Source organism: Allobosea sp. 2RAB26 (assembly GCF_052115465.1).
In the GTDB taxonomy this organism is placed as follows: Bacteria; Pseudomonadota; Alphaproteobacteria; order Rhizobiales; family Beijerinckiaceae; genus Allobosea.
On the sequence record NZ_JBFRGS010000020.1, the window covers coordinates 17227 to 31265 of the forward strand.

At 66.0% G+C, this 14039-nt stretch carries 13 protein-coding genes and 1 pseudogene; 8 read left to right on the top strand and 6 right to left on the bottom strand.

The window, feature by feature from the left end; all coding sequences use genetic code 11:
- Window positions 1–74: 74 nt before the first annotated feature.
- From AB4118_RS28340 to AB4118_RS28355, 4 genes are all read right to left on the bottom strand, one after another.
- Window positions 75–3278: a multidrug efflux RND transporter permease subunit gene (locus AB4118_RS28340; RefSeq protein WP_441492887.1), complete on the bottom strand. Its 3204-nt coding sequence runs from the start codon at window positions 3276–3278 to the stop codon at window positions 75–77.
- 8 nt (window positions 3279–3286) lie between these two features.
- Entirely contained in the window at window positions 3287–4399 is a 1113-nt protein-coding gene (locus AB4118_RS28345; RefSeq protein WP_441492964.1) for an efflux RND transporter periplasmic adaptor subunit, read from the bottom strand.
- A gap of 92 nt (window positions 4400–4491) precedes the next feature.
- Window positions 4492–5064: a TetR/AcrR family transcriptional regulator gene (locus AB4118_RS28350; protein ID WP_441492888.1), complete on the bottom strand. Its 573-nt coding sequence runs from the start codon at window positions 5062–5064 to the stop codon at window positions 4492–4494.
- A 354-nt stretch (window positions 5065–5418) separates the two neighbouring features.
- Entirely contained in the window at window positions 5419–6231 is an 813-nt protein-coding gene (locus AB4118_RS28355) for an aminoglycoside phosphotransferase family protein (RefSeq protein ID WP_441492889.1), read from the bottom strand.
- 160 nt (window positions 6232–6391) lie between these two features.
- Here AB4118_RS28355 and AB4118_RS28360 point away from each other — a divergent pair, with 160 nt between their 5' ends.
- The 4 genes from AB4118_RS28360 to AB4118_RS28375 all read left to right on the top strand — a co-directional run bounded on the left by AB4118_RS28360 (window position 6392) and on the right by AB4118_RS28375 (window position 8432).
- On the top strand, window positions 6392–7396 hold the full coding sequence (locus AB4118_RS28360; protein WP_441492890.1) for an ABC transporter transmembrane domain-containing protein: 1005 nt from the start codon (window positions 6392–6394) through the stop codon (window positions 7394–7396).
- 140 nt (window positions 7397–7536) lie between these two features.
- On the top strand, window positions 7537–7857 hold the full coding sequence (locus AB4118_RS28365; protein WP_441492891.1) for a GNAT family N-acetyltransferase: 321 nt from the start codon (window positions 7537–7539) through the stop codon (window positions 7855–7857).
- Complete coding sequence (locus tag AB4118_RS28370) at window positions 7854–8231, top strand: VOC family protein (RefSeq protein WP_441492892.1); 378 nt, start codon at window positions 7854–7856, stop codon at window positions 8229–8231. The genes AB4118_RS28365 and AB4118_RS28370 overlap by 4 nt, the downstream gene beginning before the upstream one ends.
- A gap of 12 nt (window positions 8232–8243) precedes the next feature.
- A complete protein-coding gene (locus AB4118_RS28375; protein ID WP_441492893.1) occupies window positions 8244–8432 on the top strand; it encodes a DUF3008 family protein in 189 nt (62 codons plus the stop codon).
- A 52-nt stretch (window positions 8433–8484) separates the two neighbouring features.
- Here AB4118_RS28375 and AB4118_RS28380 read toward each other — a convergent pair whose 3' ends face one another.
- The gene (locus AB4118_RS28380) at window positions 8485–9330 is read right to left on the bottom strand and encodes an alpha/beta hydrolase (RefSeq protein WP_441492894.1); all 846 of its coding nucleotides are present in this window, start codon (window positions 9328–9330) and stop codon (window positions 8485–8487) included.
- Between the two features lie 302 nt (window positions 9331–9632).
- On the opposite strand from AB4118_RS28380, the gene AB4118_RS28385 reads away from it, so the two are divergent.
- Complete coding sequence (locus AB4118_RS28385; RefSeq protein WP_441492895.1) at window positions 9633–9953, top strand: hypothetical protein; 321 nt, start codon at window positions 9633–9635, stop codon at window positions 9951–9953.
- Window positions 9896–10639: pseudogene (locus AB4118_RS28390) on the top strand (alpha/beta fold hydrolase). The gene AB4118_RS28385 and the pseudogene AB4118_RS28390 overlap by 58 nt, the downstream one beginning before the upstream one ends.
- Before the next feature lie 303 nt (window positions 10640–10942).
- Here AB4118_RS28390 and AB4118_RS28395 read toward each other — a convergent pair.
- Window positions 10943–11956 (bottom strand): TRAP transporter substrate-binding protein, encoded by a 1014-nt coding sequence (locus AB4118_RS28395; RefSeq protein ID WP_441492896.1) that lies wholly within the window; start codon window positions 11954–11956, stop codon window positions 10943–10945.
- Window positions 11957–12104: 148 nt separating this feature from the next.
- On the opposite strand from AB4118_RS28395, the gene AB4118_RS28400 reads away from it, so the two are divergent.
- A complete protein-coding gene (locus AB4118_RS28400) occupies window positions 12105–12785 on the top strand; it encodes a GntR family transcriptional regulator (protein WP_441492897.1) in 681 nt (226 codons plus the stop codon).
- Between the two features lie 23 nt (window positions 12786–12808).
- On the top strand, window positions 12809–13981 hold the full coding sequence (locus AB4118_RS28405; protein ID WP_441492898.1) for a mandelate racemase/muconate lactonizing enzyme family protein: 1173 nt from the start codon (window positions 12809–12811) through the stop codon (window positions 13979–13981).
- Window positions 13982–14039 lie beyond the last annotated feature (58 nt).

Below are 14039 nucleotides of genomic sequence, written 5' to 3' on the forward strand. Positions count from 1 at the left end.
ACCGCCTCGTCCTCATTGCAGTCCCCGGGCGCCAGGCGTGGCTCTCCGAAGCCGGGCGCGACCTCGCTCGGAGATCAGGCAGAGGAACGTGCCGGTGTGATCGCGGCCCCGCCGGCTGGCTCCTGGGACCGGGCCGGCGTCTCTGTTGCGGGAGCCTCTGCGGCGCCGTCCTCCTGCTGGTCGCCCGGCCGCCTGGCCCTGAACAGCCTGAGCACGAACACGAAGAAGACCGGCACGAAGAAGATCGCGAGCACGGTCGCCGAGATCATGCCGCCCAGCACGCCGGTGCCGAGCGCGTTCTGGCTGGCGGCACTCGGACCGGTCGCAATCGCCAGCGGCACGACGCCGAGCGCGAAGGCAAGCGAGGTCATGATGATCGGCCGGAAACGGACCCTTGCCGCATCCGCCGCCGAATCCAGCAGCGACCGGCCCTCGGCATAATAATCCTTGGCGAACTCGACGATCAGGATCGCGTTCTTGGCGGAGAGGCCGATGATCGCGATCAGCCCGACCTTGAAGTAGATGTCGTTGGGCATCCCCCTCAGCATGACGGCGAGCACGCAACCGATAATGCCGAGCGGCACGACCAGCATCACCGAGAGCGGGATCGACCAGCTTTCGTAGAGACCGGCGAGCAGCAGGAACACGAAGAGGATGCTGAGCGCAAACAGCATGGGCGCTTGCGAGCCGGACTTGATCTCCTCCAGCGATTGCCCGGTCCATTCGAACCCGAACCCGCCCGGCACTTCGGCAACGAGCCGCTCCATCTCGGCGATGGCCGCGCCCGAGGACTGGCCGGGAGCCGGCTCGCCGGTGATCCGGACGGTGGGATAGCCATTATAGCCCACGATCTGCGGAGCGCCCTTCTGCCACTGCGCGATCGCGAAGGACGACAGCGGAACCATCCCGCCTTGCGCGTTGCGAACGTTGAGCTTGAGCAGGTCCTCAGCCTGGAGACGGTCGCGGTCGCGCCCCTGGACGATCACCCGCTGCATGCGTCCGGCGTTGGGATGGTCATTGACATAGGACGAGCCGAGATTGGCGGTGATCGTGGTGTTGATGTCGGTGAAGGTGACGCCGAACGTGTTGGCCTTCTCGCGGTCGATGACGAGCAGAAGCTGCGCGGCGTCCGGCATGCCCTCGATGCGCAGGCCCGTGACCACGTTGCTCTTGGCGGCGCGGGCCAGCAGGTCCGCGGCCGCTGTGGCGAGCGCCCGCTGGCCGGCGCCGGCGCGGTCCTGGAGGCGGAAGGCAAAGCCGTTCGTCGTGCCGAATCCCTCGATCGGCGGCGGCGACAGGGCAAAGGTCGTCGCGTCCTTCAGGCTGAACAGCTGGGCATTGGCGCGGTCCGCCACGGCCTGGGCCGTGCTGTCGGCGCCACGCTCGCTCCAGTCTTTCAGCGTCACGAAGGCGAGCGCGGCGTTCGCGCCGTTGCCGGAGAAGCTGAAGCCCTGGATCGCCACGACATTGGCGACGGCGGGGTCGGCCTGGAAGATGCCTTCGATCTGCTTGATCGAGGCGAGCGTGCGGTTGGCGCTGGCTTCCGGCGGGCCCTGGATATCGACGATGACATAGCCCTGGTCCTCGTTCGGCACGAAGGCGCTGGGCAGCTTGACGAACAGGTAGCCGAGCCCGACGACCAGCGCGAGATAGACCACCATGACCCGACCGGCCCGCTTCGCGAGGCCGACGACACTGCGGGAGTAGCCGGCGGTCACCCGGTCGAAGCCGCGATTGAACCAGCCGCCGAGCCCCTTCTTCTCGTGATGTCCCTTGGCGATCGGCTTCAGGAACGTCGCGCACAAAGCCGGCGTCAGCGACAAGGCGAGGAAGGCCGAGAACAGGATCGAGACGACCATGGTCAGGCTGAACTGGCGGTAGATGATGCCGGTCGATCCGGGGAAGAAGGCCATCGGGATGAAGACGCTGGCGAGCACGAGCGTGATGCCGAGGATCGCGCCGGTGATCTGGCCCATGGCCTTCTGCGTCGCCGCGCGCGGGGACAGGCCTTCCTCGGCCATGATGCGCTCGACATTCTCGACGACGACGATGGCGTCGTCGACGAGGATGCCGATGGCGAGCACCATCGCAAACATCGTCAGCACGTTGATCGAGAACCCGGTCGCGAACATGACCGCGCAGGTGCCCAGCAGCGCGACCGGCACGACCAGTGTCGGGATCACGGTGTAGCGGATGTTCTGAAGGAAGATCAGCATCACGATGAAGACGAGCCCGACTGCTTCCAGCAGCGTGAAGAGCACCTTCTTGATCGAGGCCGAGACGAAGGGACTGGTATCGTAGGGAATCGACTGCTCGACGCCCTTGGGGAAGAACCGCGAAAGCTCGGCGAGCTTGTCGCGGATCGCCTGCGAGGTCGCGACCGCGTTGCCGGTGGACGAGAGCTGGATGCCCACCGCCGCGCTCGGCTTGCCGTTGAGACGGCTGCTGAAATTGTAGTTCTCCGCGCCGAGCTCGATGCGCGCGACGTCGCGCAGCCGAACGGTGCTGCCGTCGGCATTGGCGCGCAGCACGATTTCGCCGAACTCGGCCGTGTTCGCGAGCTGACCCTTGACGAGCACCGTCGCGGTCAGGTCCTGGCTGATCGGGTTCGGCGCGGCGCCGATCTGGCCGGCCGCCACCTGGGCGTTCTGCGCGCTGATCGCGGCCGTGATGTCGTCGGCCGTCAGCTTCAGGCCGACCATCTTGACCGGGTCGATCCAGACGCGCATGGCGCGCTGGGCCGCGAAGAGCTGGGCCCGGCCGACACCCTCGATGCGCCGAAGCTCGCCGAGCACATTGCGGTTGAGGTAGTCGCCGAGCGCGACCTCGTCCATCTGTCCGTCCAGCGAGGTCAGCGAGACGATCATCAGGAAGCCCGCGGATGCCTCCTCGACGGAAACGCCCTGCGTGGTGACCGCCCGCGGAAGCCGGGACTCGACCCGCTTGATCGCGTTCTGGACCTTGACCGAAGCCTGATCGATATCGGTGCCGGGCTGGAAGGTCGCGTTGATCGAGACCGAACCGGAGGTATCCGAGGTCGACTCGAAATAGATCAGACCGGCGACGCCGTTCAGCTCCTCCTCGATCAGGCGGGTCACGCCCTGGTAGATCTCCTGGGGCGAGGCGCCGGGATAGGCGGTCGAGATCGTCAGCTGCGGCGGCGCGACCTTGGGGTACTGCGCGATCGGCAGGAAGGGCAGGGCCAGCGCGCCGGCGATGCAGATGAACAGCGCGAAGACCCAGGCGAGGATCGGCCGCCGAATGAAGAACTGTGCCATGTCAGGACCTATCGGCTCTTGGAGCCGGCACTATCGGTCGCGGGCGACCAGGGCTCGGGCGCCAGTTTCGCGCCGGACTGGAGTTTCTGGACGCCGTCGACGGCGACCTTTTCGCCGGCCTTGAGGCCGGACAGGACGAGCCAGTTGGAGTCGATCGCCTCACCGAGCTCGACGTCGCGCGCCTCGGCGGTATTCTCGGGGGAGATCACGTAGACCTGGGCTCGCCCCTCCTGCGTGCGGACGACGGCGCGCTGCGGCACGGTGATCGCGCCCTCCCGGACCGCCTGCTCGAGACGGACGCGGACATACATGCCGGGCAGCAGATCGCCCTTCGCGTTCGGGAACTCGGCACGCAGCGTCACCTGGCCGGTCGTCGCGTCGACGCTGGCACTGGCGAACAGCAGGGAACCGGCCTGCGCATAGGTCGCGCCATCGTCGAACACCAGCTCGACGCGGGCTTTGCCCGGCTCCGGGCTGGCGAGCTTGCCCGCGTCGACCGATCGCTTCAATGCCAGAAGTTCCTGGGCCGACTGCGTGAAATCCGCGTAGACCGGGTCGATCTGCTGGATCAAGGCCAGGTTCTGGGTGGCGTCGGCGGTGACGAGCGCGCCCTCCGTGACCAGGGCGGCCCCGATGATGCCGGTGATGGGGGCCCGGACCTGGGTGTAATCCAGGTTGATCTTGGCCTCCGCCAGCGCGGCTTCGGCCAGCCCGACATCCGCATCGGCCTGAGCCAGGGCCAGTTCCGCGTTCTCGAAATTGATCCCGCTCGCCACCTCGCGCTCGCGCAGCGTCTTCTGCCGCGCGAGCTGCTGTTCGGAATTGGCTTTGCCGGCCTTGGCCTTCTGGAGGGCGGCCTGCGCGCTCGCGACCCTGACCTCGAAGAGCTTGGGATCGATCCGGTAGAGCACGTCCCCCTGCCTGACGAGGGTGCCCTGCTGGAAGACGCGCTCCAGCAGAATGCCCGAGACCCGGGCGCGGACCTCCGCGACACGCGTCGCGGCGATGCGGCCGGGCAGGTCGCGGACCACCGGAACGGCGCGCGGCTCGACCTGGAGGACGGCGACGGCAGGCGGCGGCATCTGGGACGGGGCCTGGGCGTTCGCTGCCGCCACCGTCATGGACAGGATGACCGCGACGGCGCCAAACCGGCGCAATAGGGATTGCTCCCCGACCTTCGACGGGCGGGAAGGGGCAGAAGCAGATTGGGAATTCATGGGGAAGCCGGATTCTCGGAGATGCGTTCAAAAATGCTTTTGATGCCGTTCAGGATGGCGGCGCGTTCGGACGGCTCGAATTCGCGAAACCCCTGATATTCGATGGTCGAGAGCCCATAGAGGGCGAGATAGGCCATCAGGGACGCGAAGGGCTTGTCGGTCCCGGCCTGGATCGCGGCGAGGTCGCGGGAGAGCCAATCGCGCATGCTGCGCTGAAAAGCGTCCTCGTGGGACGCCGCCGCGCTGACCGCCATCGCAATGGCGCGTTCGTCCTCGGAGGGCTGGCCGGCGGCGGTGGCCTCGATCCTGCCGAACAGTTCGGGATTCGGGGTGGCGACGGCTGCCGCCACGGCGGCGGCCACCTTCTTGTCGTCGGCCTTGATGATCCGCCCGATAAGGGCCTCCAGCACGGCGCCCTTTGACTTGTAATCATAGAGGACGCTGGATTTTGCGATCCCAGCCTCCTTGGCGACGGCATCGATCGAGAGGCCAGCCGCGCCGCGGCTGAGCACGACCCGCTCCGCCGCGTTCAGGACCTCTTCCGGATCGTGCTTTCTGTGTCTGCCCATATCGTTCCCTGGCGAAGGTGAAAAACCGGGTCGCCCGCATTGCGGAATTTATATACGAACGGTCGTACGGAAAAACAACCCTGTGCCGCCGAGGGGGGCGAGGGCGGGAATAGGGTATCGCGCGACCCGGCTCGTCGCGCGAAGAGGACTGGTCCGTCCATCGCCCCTGCGACGGGCCAGTCCCATTGATCAGAACACTTGGATTGCCCGAACGTTGCCGATTGGCTCGCGTGTCAGTTTGATCGCTGAATGGCACTGATCATCAGCGGCCAGTGGCCCGTGCCGACGGCCGCACGAAAGGTGGTTTCCGCCAACCCGCTTGCCGACCCGCCTGAGCGGCACCGAGCTGGAAAATCAACCCTTGTCGATTTCCGCTGCGGCGATCTCCGCGACGCGAAGGGTGGGCGCGATATGGTCGGTTTCCCCATCCTCGATGAGCCAGGTTGCCGAAAGTCCCGCCCAGGCGAGAATCCAGCGAAGCAAGCGGCCGCGTTCCAGCTGTGCGGCATGAGCGACGACGTCCACCTGTCGGGCGAGGCGACCAGGCGCTGTGGCGACCGGATGATCCGGATTGCAGAAGAGATTGGCGTAATCGAAGCCGCGTTCGCCTTTCAGGCCCTTGGGATCGATTGCGAGCCAGCCTCGTTCTGCGAAATCAAGGATATTCGCGTGATGAATGTCTCCATGCAGAGCGACGACATCGCGCGGTTCGGCCAGAAGCATGCGTGCGGCCTCGGCGCATCGGACGAAGATCCCGCCCTGAGGTGCAGCATGGAGCGCCCGAAACCAGTCGGAGAGCGGGACAAGATTCGATGGAGGAGCTGCACACGGCTTGTGAAGCTCGGCAACGGCCCTGCAGAGCACGACGCTCGCTTCATCATCCCTTCCATGCTCCGCCTTCGCAGCGAGCGAGCGGTTGCCGGTCGCGCGTTCGAGCAGGATCGCATCATCGTGGTGTTCAATGACGCGAGCAGCCCCGATCCCATTCCACCAGATCAGGAGGACCGCACCTCGCTTTTCCTCCGGCACGGTCGCGATCTTCAGCATGGCCGGCTCGCCGTTCCGACGAACCGGGAGGAGGCGGCTGGTCCGTGTCAGGATCGGCTCGCCGTCTTCAGCCAGCGCCCAACGACGATTGTAAGAGGTGAAGTCGCTCTCGATCGCCATGTCAGTTTCCAAACGGAAGCTTGCGGTGGATGGAACTGGTCTGCCTAGCCTGGAGAGTCCTCGTTCAGGCAAGCGCATGATCTGACAAATCCCTGAAGCGGGGAACTTGTCTGCCGGGCCGTTCGTTGCCTCCCGTCCAGGCGTCGACAAGGTCCCTTCCGTGAGCAGCATCTTCCTCCCGCTTCTCAGGCGGATCAGGCCAAGCGAGACGTCGGCTCCGGCGATCGCGTCCGACCAGACGCTGAGCAGTTTTGTCTGGCGCGCCAGCGGCGCCCATCAGTTCTATGTCGGCCTGATCGCGATGGCGGTGGCGCTGCTCAACTTCGCGCCGATCGATCTCCAACGGCGGATCGTGGATGTGGCGATCGCCAACCGGGACGTCCGGACCTTGCTTTTCCTGGGGGCTCTCTATCTCGCCATCGTCCTGCTCCAGGCGGCGCTGAAATATGCGCTTCTGGTCTATCAGGGTTGGGTCAGCGAAAGCGTCGTGAAGAAGTCGCGCGACCAATTGACGGTCGTTGCGTCCGAGAGGGGAGCGCCCGACGCGAACACGAGCGGACAGACGGTCAATGTCATCGGCCGGGAAATCGACGGTGTCGGCGGCTTCGTCGGGGTCGGCATCTCGGAATTCGTCGTCAACCTGACCTTCCTTTGCGTGATCCTCGGCTACATGCTGTACATCCAGCCGCTGATCGCGCTGATCAGCATGGTCTTCCTGTTGCCGCAGGTCTTCCTCGCACTTTACATGCAGGCCGACCTCAACACGCTCGTCGAGCGGCAGGTCGGGCTGGTGCGCAAGCTCGGCGATGAAACCGTCGCCCAGAGCGGGAGCGGGGCCCGGAGCGGTCCAGAATCCAAGCCGACTCCGACGGAGTCCGCCACGATCCATGCGATCTTCCGCAACCGGATCCGGTTCTATTTCCTCAAATACGGGCTGAAGACCTTGCTGAACGTCGCGAATGCCATCGGTCCGCTGATGGTTCTCATCGTCGGGGGCTGGATGGTGATCCAGGGGCAGACGACGATCGGCACCGTCGTCGCCTTCATCTCGGGCCTGGAGCGCCTTTCCAGTCCCTTGCGCGACCTGCTCAACTTCTACCGCGAGTACCAGCAGGCGAAAGTCCAGTACCAGATGATCGGACGCTGGGTCGAAGGCAAGACATGAGCCGACGGCGTCAGGTTCAAGCGGGACCGCATCAACCCAGCTGCTCGGCTTTCGTCTCGACACAATCTGCGAGACGGGCAGGGAACTCCATGCGGCGAGCAGGGTTCATCGCGAGCATCGTTCATGCCGTTGGAGACACCATGCTGAGCGAACCGATGAACCAGACCCCGCCATCGATCCGTGATGAGCCCGGGCATAATCGCCTGGTCATGGATGTTCCCGGCGGCCAAGCTTTCGCGACCTACCGGCGCATCGACGGCTACCTCGTGGTCTCGCATACCGAGGTTCCGCCAGCTCTGCGCGGTCGCGGCCTCGGCTCGCAACTCGCACGCGGAGTGTTCGAGTTTGCCCGCGGCCGGGGCGAAAAGATCGTGCCGGCCTGCTCCTTCCTGGCGAACTGCGCAAGCCTCCATCCGGAATACCAGGACGTGCTCGCCGGCCGTACGGAGGCTGCGCGATGATCGATCACATCTCGGTGGGAACCAATGACGTCGCCTTGGCGCGCCTCTCCTATGACGCCGTGCTGGCCGAGCTTGGACTGCGGCTGCTGAGCAGCAGCGAGCGCGCCGCCGATTATGGCGTGAGTTCGATCCTGTTCAGCATCAAGACACCGCATGACGGCCAGCCCGCGAGCAGCGGCAACGGAAGCCATATCGCCTTTTCCGCCGGAAAGCGTGCCATCGTCGACGCGTTCCATCGCGCAGCCCTGGCTCATGGCGGCATCGATGCCGGGCCGCCCGGCCTGCGTCCTGAATACGACGCCCATTACTGCGGCGCCTTCGTCTTCGACCCCGACGGCAACAAGATCGAGGCCGTCACCCGTTCATCCCGGTGAAAGGAGGATGCCATGCCTGCCAAATCTGCCGCCCAACAGAAAGCCGCTGGTGCCGCGCTCGCGGCCAAGCGCGGAGACATGAAGAAGAGCGAACTCAAGGGGGCCGCGAAATCGATGGAGACATCGATGAGCGAGACCGAGCTCGAGAAGATGGCCTCGACCAAGCGCAAGGGAAAACCCGAGCACAAGACCAAGCACTGAGCGCCGCTGCGCCACCTGCCGCTGCGTTCGGCCGGCGATAGGCGCCATCGGATCAACCCCGCGCGCTGATAAACGCGACGATGTCATCCAGGACCGGTGCGCGCCAGCGCAGCGGGGCGGCGATCGCGAGAACGGTTTCGGCATGGCCGAGGCCGGGATAGATCTTGAGTGAGACGGATTTCGCGCCTGCCTTTGTCAGCGCCCCGGCGAGCCGTTTGCTGTTGCGCGGCAGAACTGTGGTGTCATCGGAGCCCGTCGCCAGGAAGATCGGTGGCGCATCGCGACGGGCAAAGCTGATCGGCTGGGTCTGGGCCGGATCCCGGGCATGCCCAAATGCGGCCTTGGTGACATCGATGTCGAGGGGCAGGAAATCATAGGGCCCGGAGAGTCCGACGGCGGAGCGGATCGTGCCCGCGCGAAGCCCCACGGCAGCGAGATATCTCCTGTCGAGTGCCAGCATCATGGCGTTATAGGCGCCCGCCGAATGCCCGACGAGTTGGATCCGCTGCGCCGCACCGCCGTAGCGGGTGATGGTGTCGTGGACGACGCGCAGCGCCAGCGCCCCGTCTTCGATGAAGGCGGGGAAGCGGACCTCGGGAACGAGGCGATAATCCGCGATCACGGTGACGAAACCGCGCGACGAAAACGCCTCCCCGACGAAGGCGTAGGTCTCTCTATCGCCATTGGCCCAGGAGCCGCCGTGGATGAAGAAGACCAAGGGTCTGGCCGTGCCGCCGCCCGGGGGGACATAGATATCCATCCGCTGTCTGGGATGGCGACCATAGGGGATATCGCGCGCGCCTTCCGTCAGAGCGCCGGGGCGGAGCGCGGCGCAGCCCGGAAGTGCCGCAGCAGTGAGAAGGGGGACGAGCGCACGGCGGGAGAACTCGGTCGTCATGGTCGCTACCCCTCACGCCCCGCCGGCGAGAAAACCGCGTTCTAAGCCATTGGTTCCAGTCATATTTGTTCTGTCACGGAAAGCGCTTTGCGCTGCGCCGCATCGCGCCTGGCCGGGTGTGGTCCGCTCTGAACGGGCCCGTCCCGTCAATGGCAGAAGCAGCGCGACGTGTGATGGAACCGGTGAGGGGTCAAGACGTTTCGTCGACGTACTGCCTCTCGCTCTCCGGCGGGCCGTGCGGCCTAGGGCTCCGCCGAGATTGCCATCCGGCGGAGCCCCTCTTTGCGAGCGTGGGGCGCGCGATGGTTCCTTCCCCCAGTGAAGCTGCCGAGATCTGGTCGAGCGAGGTCCTTATCCCGATGGCGGGGCGACACTTCCTGTCCCGGCTTGAGGCGATGGAGCGCTGGCTGGGCGAGTGGAACATCCCCTATCAGGTCGTTCCGTCGGTGCCGCATGATGCAGCCCTCGTGCTGCGTTTCCCCAGGGACCGGTTCGCCCGAGCCTTTGCAGCCATGCAGCGCGGAATGCAGCGCGAGGATGCGGGCCCGGCAAGCGGGAGCGAAGCATGTTCGCGGATTTCAAGCTGGACGACATCGATGTCGATGGCGCGCGGCTGCGCGTGAGACATGGCGGGGTGGGGCCGCCTGTGCTCCTCCTGCACGGGCATCCCCGAACCCATACGACCTGGTATCGCGTCGCCCCGATCCTGGCCCGGACGCATACGGTGGTCTGTCCCGATCTGCGCGGCTTCGGCCGCTCGTCGAAACCTGCCGACAGGGCCGATCACGCCGGCTCGTCGAAGCGCGCCAAGGCGCGCGACTGCGTGCCGATCCTCGAGGCCCTGGAGCGCTACCGGGAGCCTTTCGCACGGGCCTGGTGGCACTGGTTCTTCTTCGCCCAGCCGGACAAGCCGGAACGGGCGCTCCTGGCTGATCCCGACGCATGGTATGGCGGCACGGCCGAAGCCATGGGCCCCGAGAATTTCGCCGATTTCCAGCGCGCCATCCATGATCCGGAGACGGTTCACACGATGCTGTAGGATTACCGCGCCGGGATCGGCATCGATCGCGTCCATGACGAAGACGATCGCAAGCACGGCCGCCAGTTGCGCTGTCCGCTGCTCTGCCTGTGGTCCAGCCGGGATGATCTGGAGCGGCTTTACGGAGATGTCCTGGAGGTCTGGCGTCCCTGGGCACCCGACCTGCGCGGCCACGCCATCGCGAGCGGGCACCACATGGCCGAAGAGGCGCCGGAAGAGCTGGCGGAGGCCTTGCTCGCTTTCCTGAACGAGCGGGAGGAGGCGCGGTGACTGCTCCACCATGCCTTGGTCGGGGCGACGGTCGCGGACCATTGCAGTGGGGCTGGCTGGGGCAGTGCGGAAGCGGATAGCGGCGAATGGGGCAGGCGAGATGCTTCAGCAGCGTCGCGGCCGCGATCGACGGACCTACGCTTTCGGCAGGCTGGCCTCGTCATGGAAACGGCCGCCGGACCGATCTTGGGTCCGGCGGCCGCTCGATCGCAACCAAGCGCCGCGCGGGAGAGGGGATACCGCTTGCGAAGGATGGAGGTCCTTTCGGTCCGCGTTGATCCCTTCCGCGTCGTGCGCTGATTCTCAGTTCGCGGCGCGCAACTGCTTCAGCTGGGCCTGCACGGCATCGAGCGTTTCGCCGCCGATCGACGCGGCATGCTTCTGATAGACGGCATTCGCCTTCTCGCGCATGCGCTTCAGCTCGCCGGGCGCGACCTCGTTGATGGTCATGCCGAGTTCCTTGAGCTTGGCGAGCGCCTCATTGGCCTGCTCGCGGTTGGCCTGGCGCTCCTTCCCCTGCGAAACCGTCGCGCAGGAGGTGAGGGTCGCCTGCTCATCTTTCGACAGTTGGTCCCAGAGGCGCTTGGAATACATCACGACGGCCGGCGTATAGGCGTGCTGCGTGATCGAGAGAAACTTCTGCGCCTCGTAGAACTTGGCGGAGTAGATGTTGGCGTAGGGGTTTTCCTGCCCGTCGATCGCCTTGGTCTCGAGCGCGGTATAGAGCTCGCCATAGGCCAGCGGCACTGCATTGGCGCCCATATTGCTGAAGGTATCGAGGAAGACGTTGTTCTGCATGACGCGCACCTTGAGCCCCTGCAGATCCTCCCATTTCTGGATCGGGTGGCGCGAATTCGTCATGTTGCGGAAGCCGTTCTCCCAGTAGCTGAGATTCACGAGGCCGACGCCGAGCAACCGCTCCGAGATCTTCTGGCCGACCGGCCCGTCGAGCACCGCGTCGGCCTCCTTCTCATTGGCGAAGAGGAAGGGCAGGTCGAAGGCGCCGAGCTGCGGCACCAGCCCGACCAGCGGCGAGGTCGAGGCCACGACGATGTCGAGCGTGCCGGAGCGCACGGCCTGGACCGCCTGCTGGTCGCTGCCGAGCTGCGCGTTCCAGAAGCTCTGGATCTTGAGCTTCCCGCCCGATTTCTCGGTGACGCAGGCGGCGAGCGCGGCAGCGCCGGCGCCGAACGGGTGGTCTTGCGGCACGGCGGCCGAAAGCTTGATCGTCCGCTCCTTGAACTGCGCTGCGGCCTGTCCGCCGGCGAGGGTGGCAAAGGCCGTCGAGGCCAGGACTGTCAGGGCAAGTTTCTTCATCGTTTCCTCCAGGATCGATCGCGCCGCCTCCTGGCGGCTGTTCTTGATGCTTGATACGTGATGCATCAGGCATTATCAAGAGATCGGCCTCGCACCCCAAGGGGCTGCCTCACACCAGGCGAACGCCTCGCATCATGGAGCCGCGCAGTTGTCCGAGCCGTTGACGATGGACCCCGCCTACAAGCTGTCCCTGGGCGAGCGGGTTGCCGGGATGCTGCGCGACGAAATCCTGTCGGGCCGGCTTGCCCCCGGCGCGCGCCTCAATCTCGAGGACTACAAGACGAGCTGGGACATCAGCATCACGCCGCTGCGCGATGCTGCCAAGAAGCTCGAGGCCGATGGGCTGGTGACCATCTCACCGCGGCGGGGCGTCTTCGTCGCCCGGATCGACCGCAACGCGCTGTTCGAGATTTTTGAAATCCGCCAGGCGCTCGAGCCGCTCATCACCGAAAAGGCGACGCCGCATATCCCCGAGCAGGAGATCGAGGCGGCCTTGAAGGAGCACCGCGCGATAGAGCGCATCGTCTATCCCGCGCGGCGCCTCGAGCGGCTGCGCAAGATCGACGACCTCGTCCACGATCTCGTCCTGAACCATTGCCCCAATCTGCGCCTGGCGCGGCTGGTGACCGGGCTTCGCGACTCGATCATCTGGTGCCGCAACACGGTCCAGCACAGCGTGCCCGATGCTTTCGACCCATCGCTCGCCGAGCATATCGCGATCTGCGAGGCGCTGCTGACGCGTGACGCCGCCCGCGCGGCACAGGCCATGGCCGACCATCTCGCCGCGACACGCGCCCGTACCGAGGCTGCCCTCGCAGCCCGCGACTGAAGCCGAAACAGAGAACTGCCGACATGAAGATCCGTTCGATCGACACCTATATCCTGCGCACGCCCCTGGGGGCGAAGCGCTTTTTCTCGTCCCAGGCGGCCTTTCCCGAGCGCAACAGCTTCCTGGTCAAGATCACCACCGAGAACGGCCTCGTCGGCTGGGGCGAGGGCGGCCAGTACGGGCCTCCGGAGCCGCCGATGGCCTGCGTCGAGAAGGTGCTGGCGCCCAAGCTCATCGGCCGCGAGGCGGACCAGCCCGTGCGCATCTTCGAGGAGCTGTATTCGTTCAGCCGCGATTTCGGCCAGAAGGGCAGCTATGTCGAGGCTCTCAGCGCCATCGACATTGCGCTCTGGGACCTGTGGGGCAAGTCGCTCGGCAAGCCGGTCCACGCGCTGATGGGCGGTGCCTTCCGCACGCGCGTTCCGGCCTATGGCACCGGCTGCTACTACCCCGACCACTACAGGGATACGCAGCGGATGCTGCGGGAACTGGCGGAGGAGGCCCGCGGCTACCGCGACGCCGGGATGACCGCGATCAAGATGAAGATCGGCCTGCTTCCGATCGATCTCGATGCCCAACGCCTGGCGGTCGTGCGCGAGGCCATCGGCCCCGAGATCGGGCTCATGGTCGATGCCAACCACGCCTATACGTCGGCCTCCGCCATCCGAATCGGGCGCAGCCTCGAAAAGCACAATGTGCTCTGGTTCGAAGAGCCGGTGGTGCCCGAGGACCGCGAAGGCTATCGCCGCGTTCGCGATGCGATCGACGTGCCCATCGCCGGGGGCGAGTGCGAATACACGCGCTTCGGCTTCCGGGACCTGATGCTCGGCCAGTGCATCGACATCGCCCAGCCGGACCTGTGCTGTGCCGGCGGCTTCTCCGAATGGACGAAGATCCTGGCGCTGACCAGCAGCTTCGGCGTGCTCACCGTGCCCCATGTCTGGGGCTCGGGCATCGCCGTCGCCGCGGCCCTGCAGGCCATCGCGGTCGCGCCGCAGGTGCCGTTCACGGCTGCCGGCGTGCCGCTCCAGAACGAGCCGATGATCGAGTTCGACCGCACCCACAACCCGCTGCGCGACGACCTGCTGGTCGAGCGCTTCGTGCTCCAGGACGGCGCCATTGCCGTCCCGATGGGCCCGGGGCTCGGCGTCGAGGTCAATGAGGCGGAACTGCTCAAATACAGCGTCAGGGCCTGAGGGCCGGACGACAAGCACCGAGCCGGCGCCGTCAGAACGGCGCCGGAGAACGGCGCCG

Coding starts and splice junctions, on each gene's coding strand:
- AB4118_RS28340 (WP_441492887.1), bottom strand. CDS start 3,278: ATGGCACAGTTCTTCATTCGGCGGCCGATCCTCGCCTGGGTCTTCGCG.
- AB4118_RS28345 (WP_441492964.1), bottom strand. CDS start 4,399: ATGACGGTGGCGGCAGCGAACGCCCAGGCCCCGTCCCAGATGCCGCCG.
- AB4118_RS28350 (WP_441492888.1), bottom strand. CDS start 5,064: ATGGGCAGACACAGAAAGCACGATCCGGAAGAGGTCCTGAACGCGGCG.
- AB4118_RS28355 (WP_441492889.1), bottom strand. CDS start 6,231: ATGGCGATCGAGAGCGACTTCACCTCTTACAATCGTCGTTGGGCGCTG.
- AB4118_RS28365 (WP_441492891.1), top strand. CDS start 7,537: ATGCTGAGCGAACCGATGAACCAGACCCCGCCATCGATCCGTGATGAG.
- AB4118_RS28370 (WP_441492892.1), top strand. CDS start 7,854: ATGATCGATCACATCTCGGTGGGAACCAATGACGTCGCCTTGGCGCGC.
- AB4118_RS28375 (WP_441492893.1), top strand. CDS start 8,244: ATGCCTGCCAAATCTGCCGCCCAACAGAAAGCCGCTGGTGCCGCGCTC.
- AB4118_RS28380 (WP_441492894.1), bottom strand. CDS start 9,330: ATGACGACCGAGTTCTCCCGCCGTGCGCTCGTCCCCCTTCTCACTGCT.
- AB4118_RS28385 (WP_441492895.1), top strand. CDS start 9,633: ATGGTTCCTTCCCCCAGTGAAGCTGCCGAGATCTGGTCGAGCGAGGTC.
- AB4118_RS28395 (WP_441492896.1), bottom strand. CDS start 11,956: ATGAAGAAACTTGCCCTGACAGTCCTGGCCTCGACGGCCTTTGCCACC.
- AB4118_RS28405 (WP_441492898.1), top strand. CDS start 12,809: ATGAAGATCCGTTCGATCGACACCTATATCCTGCGCACGCCCCTGGGG.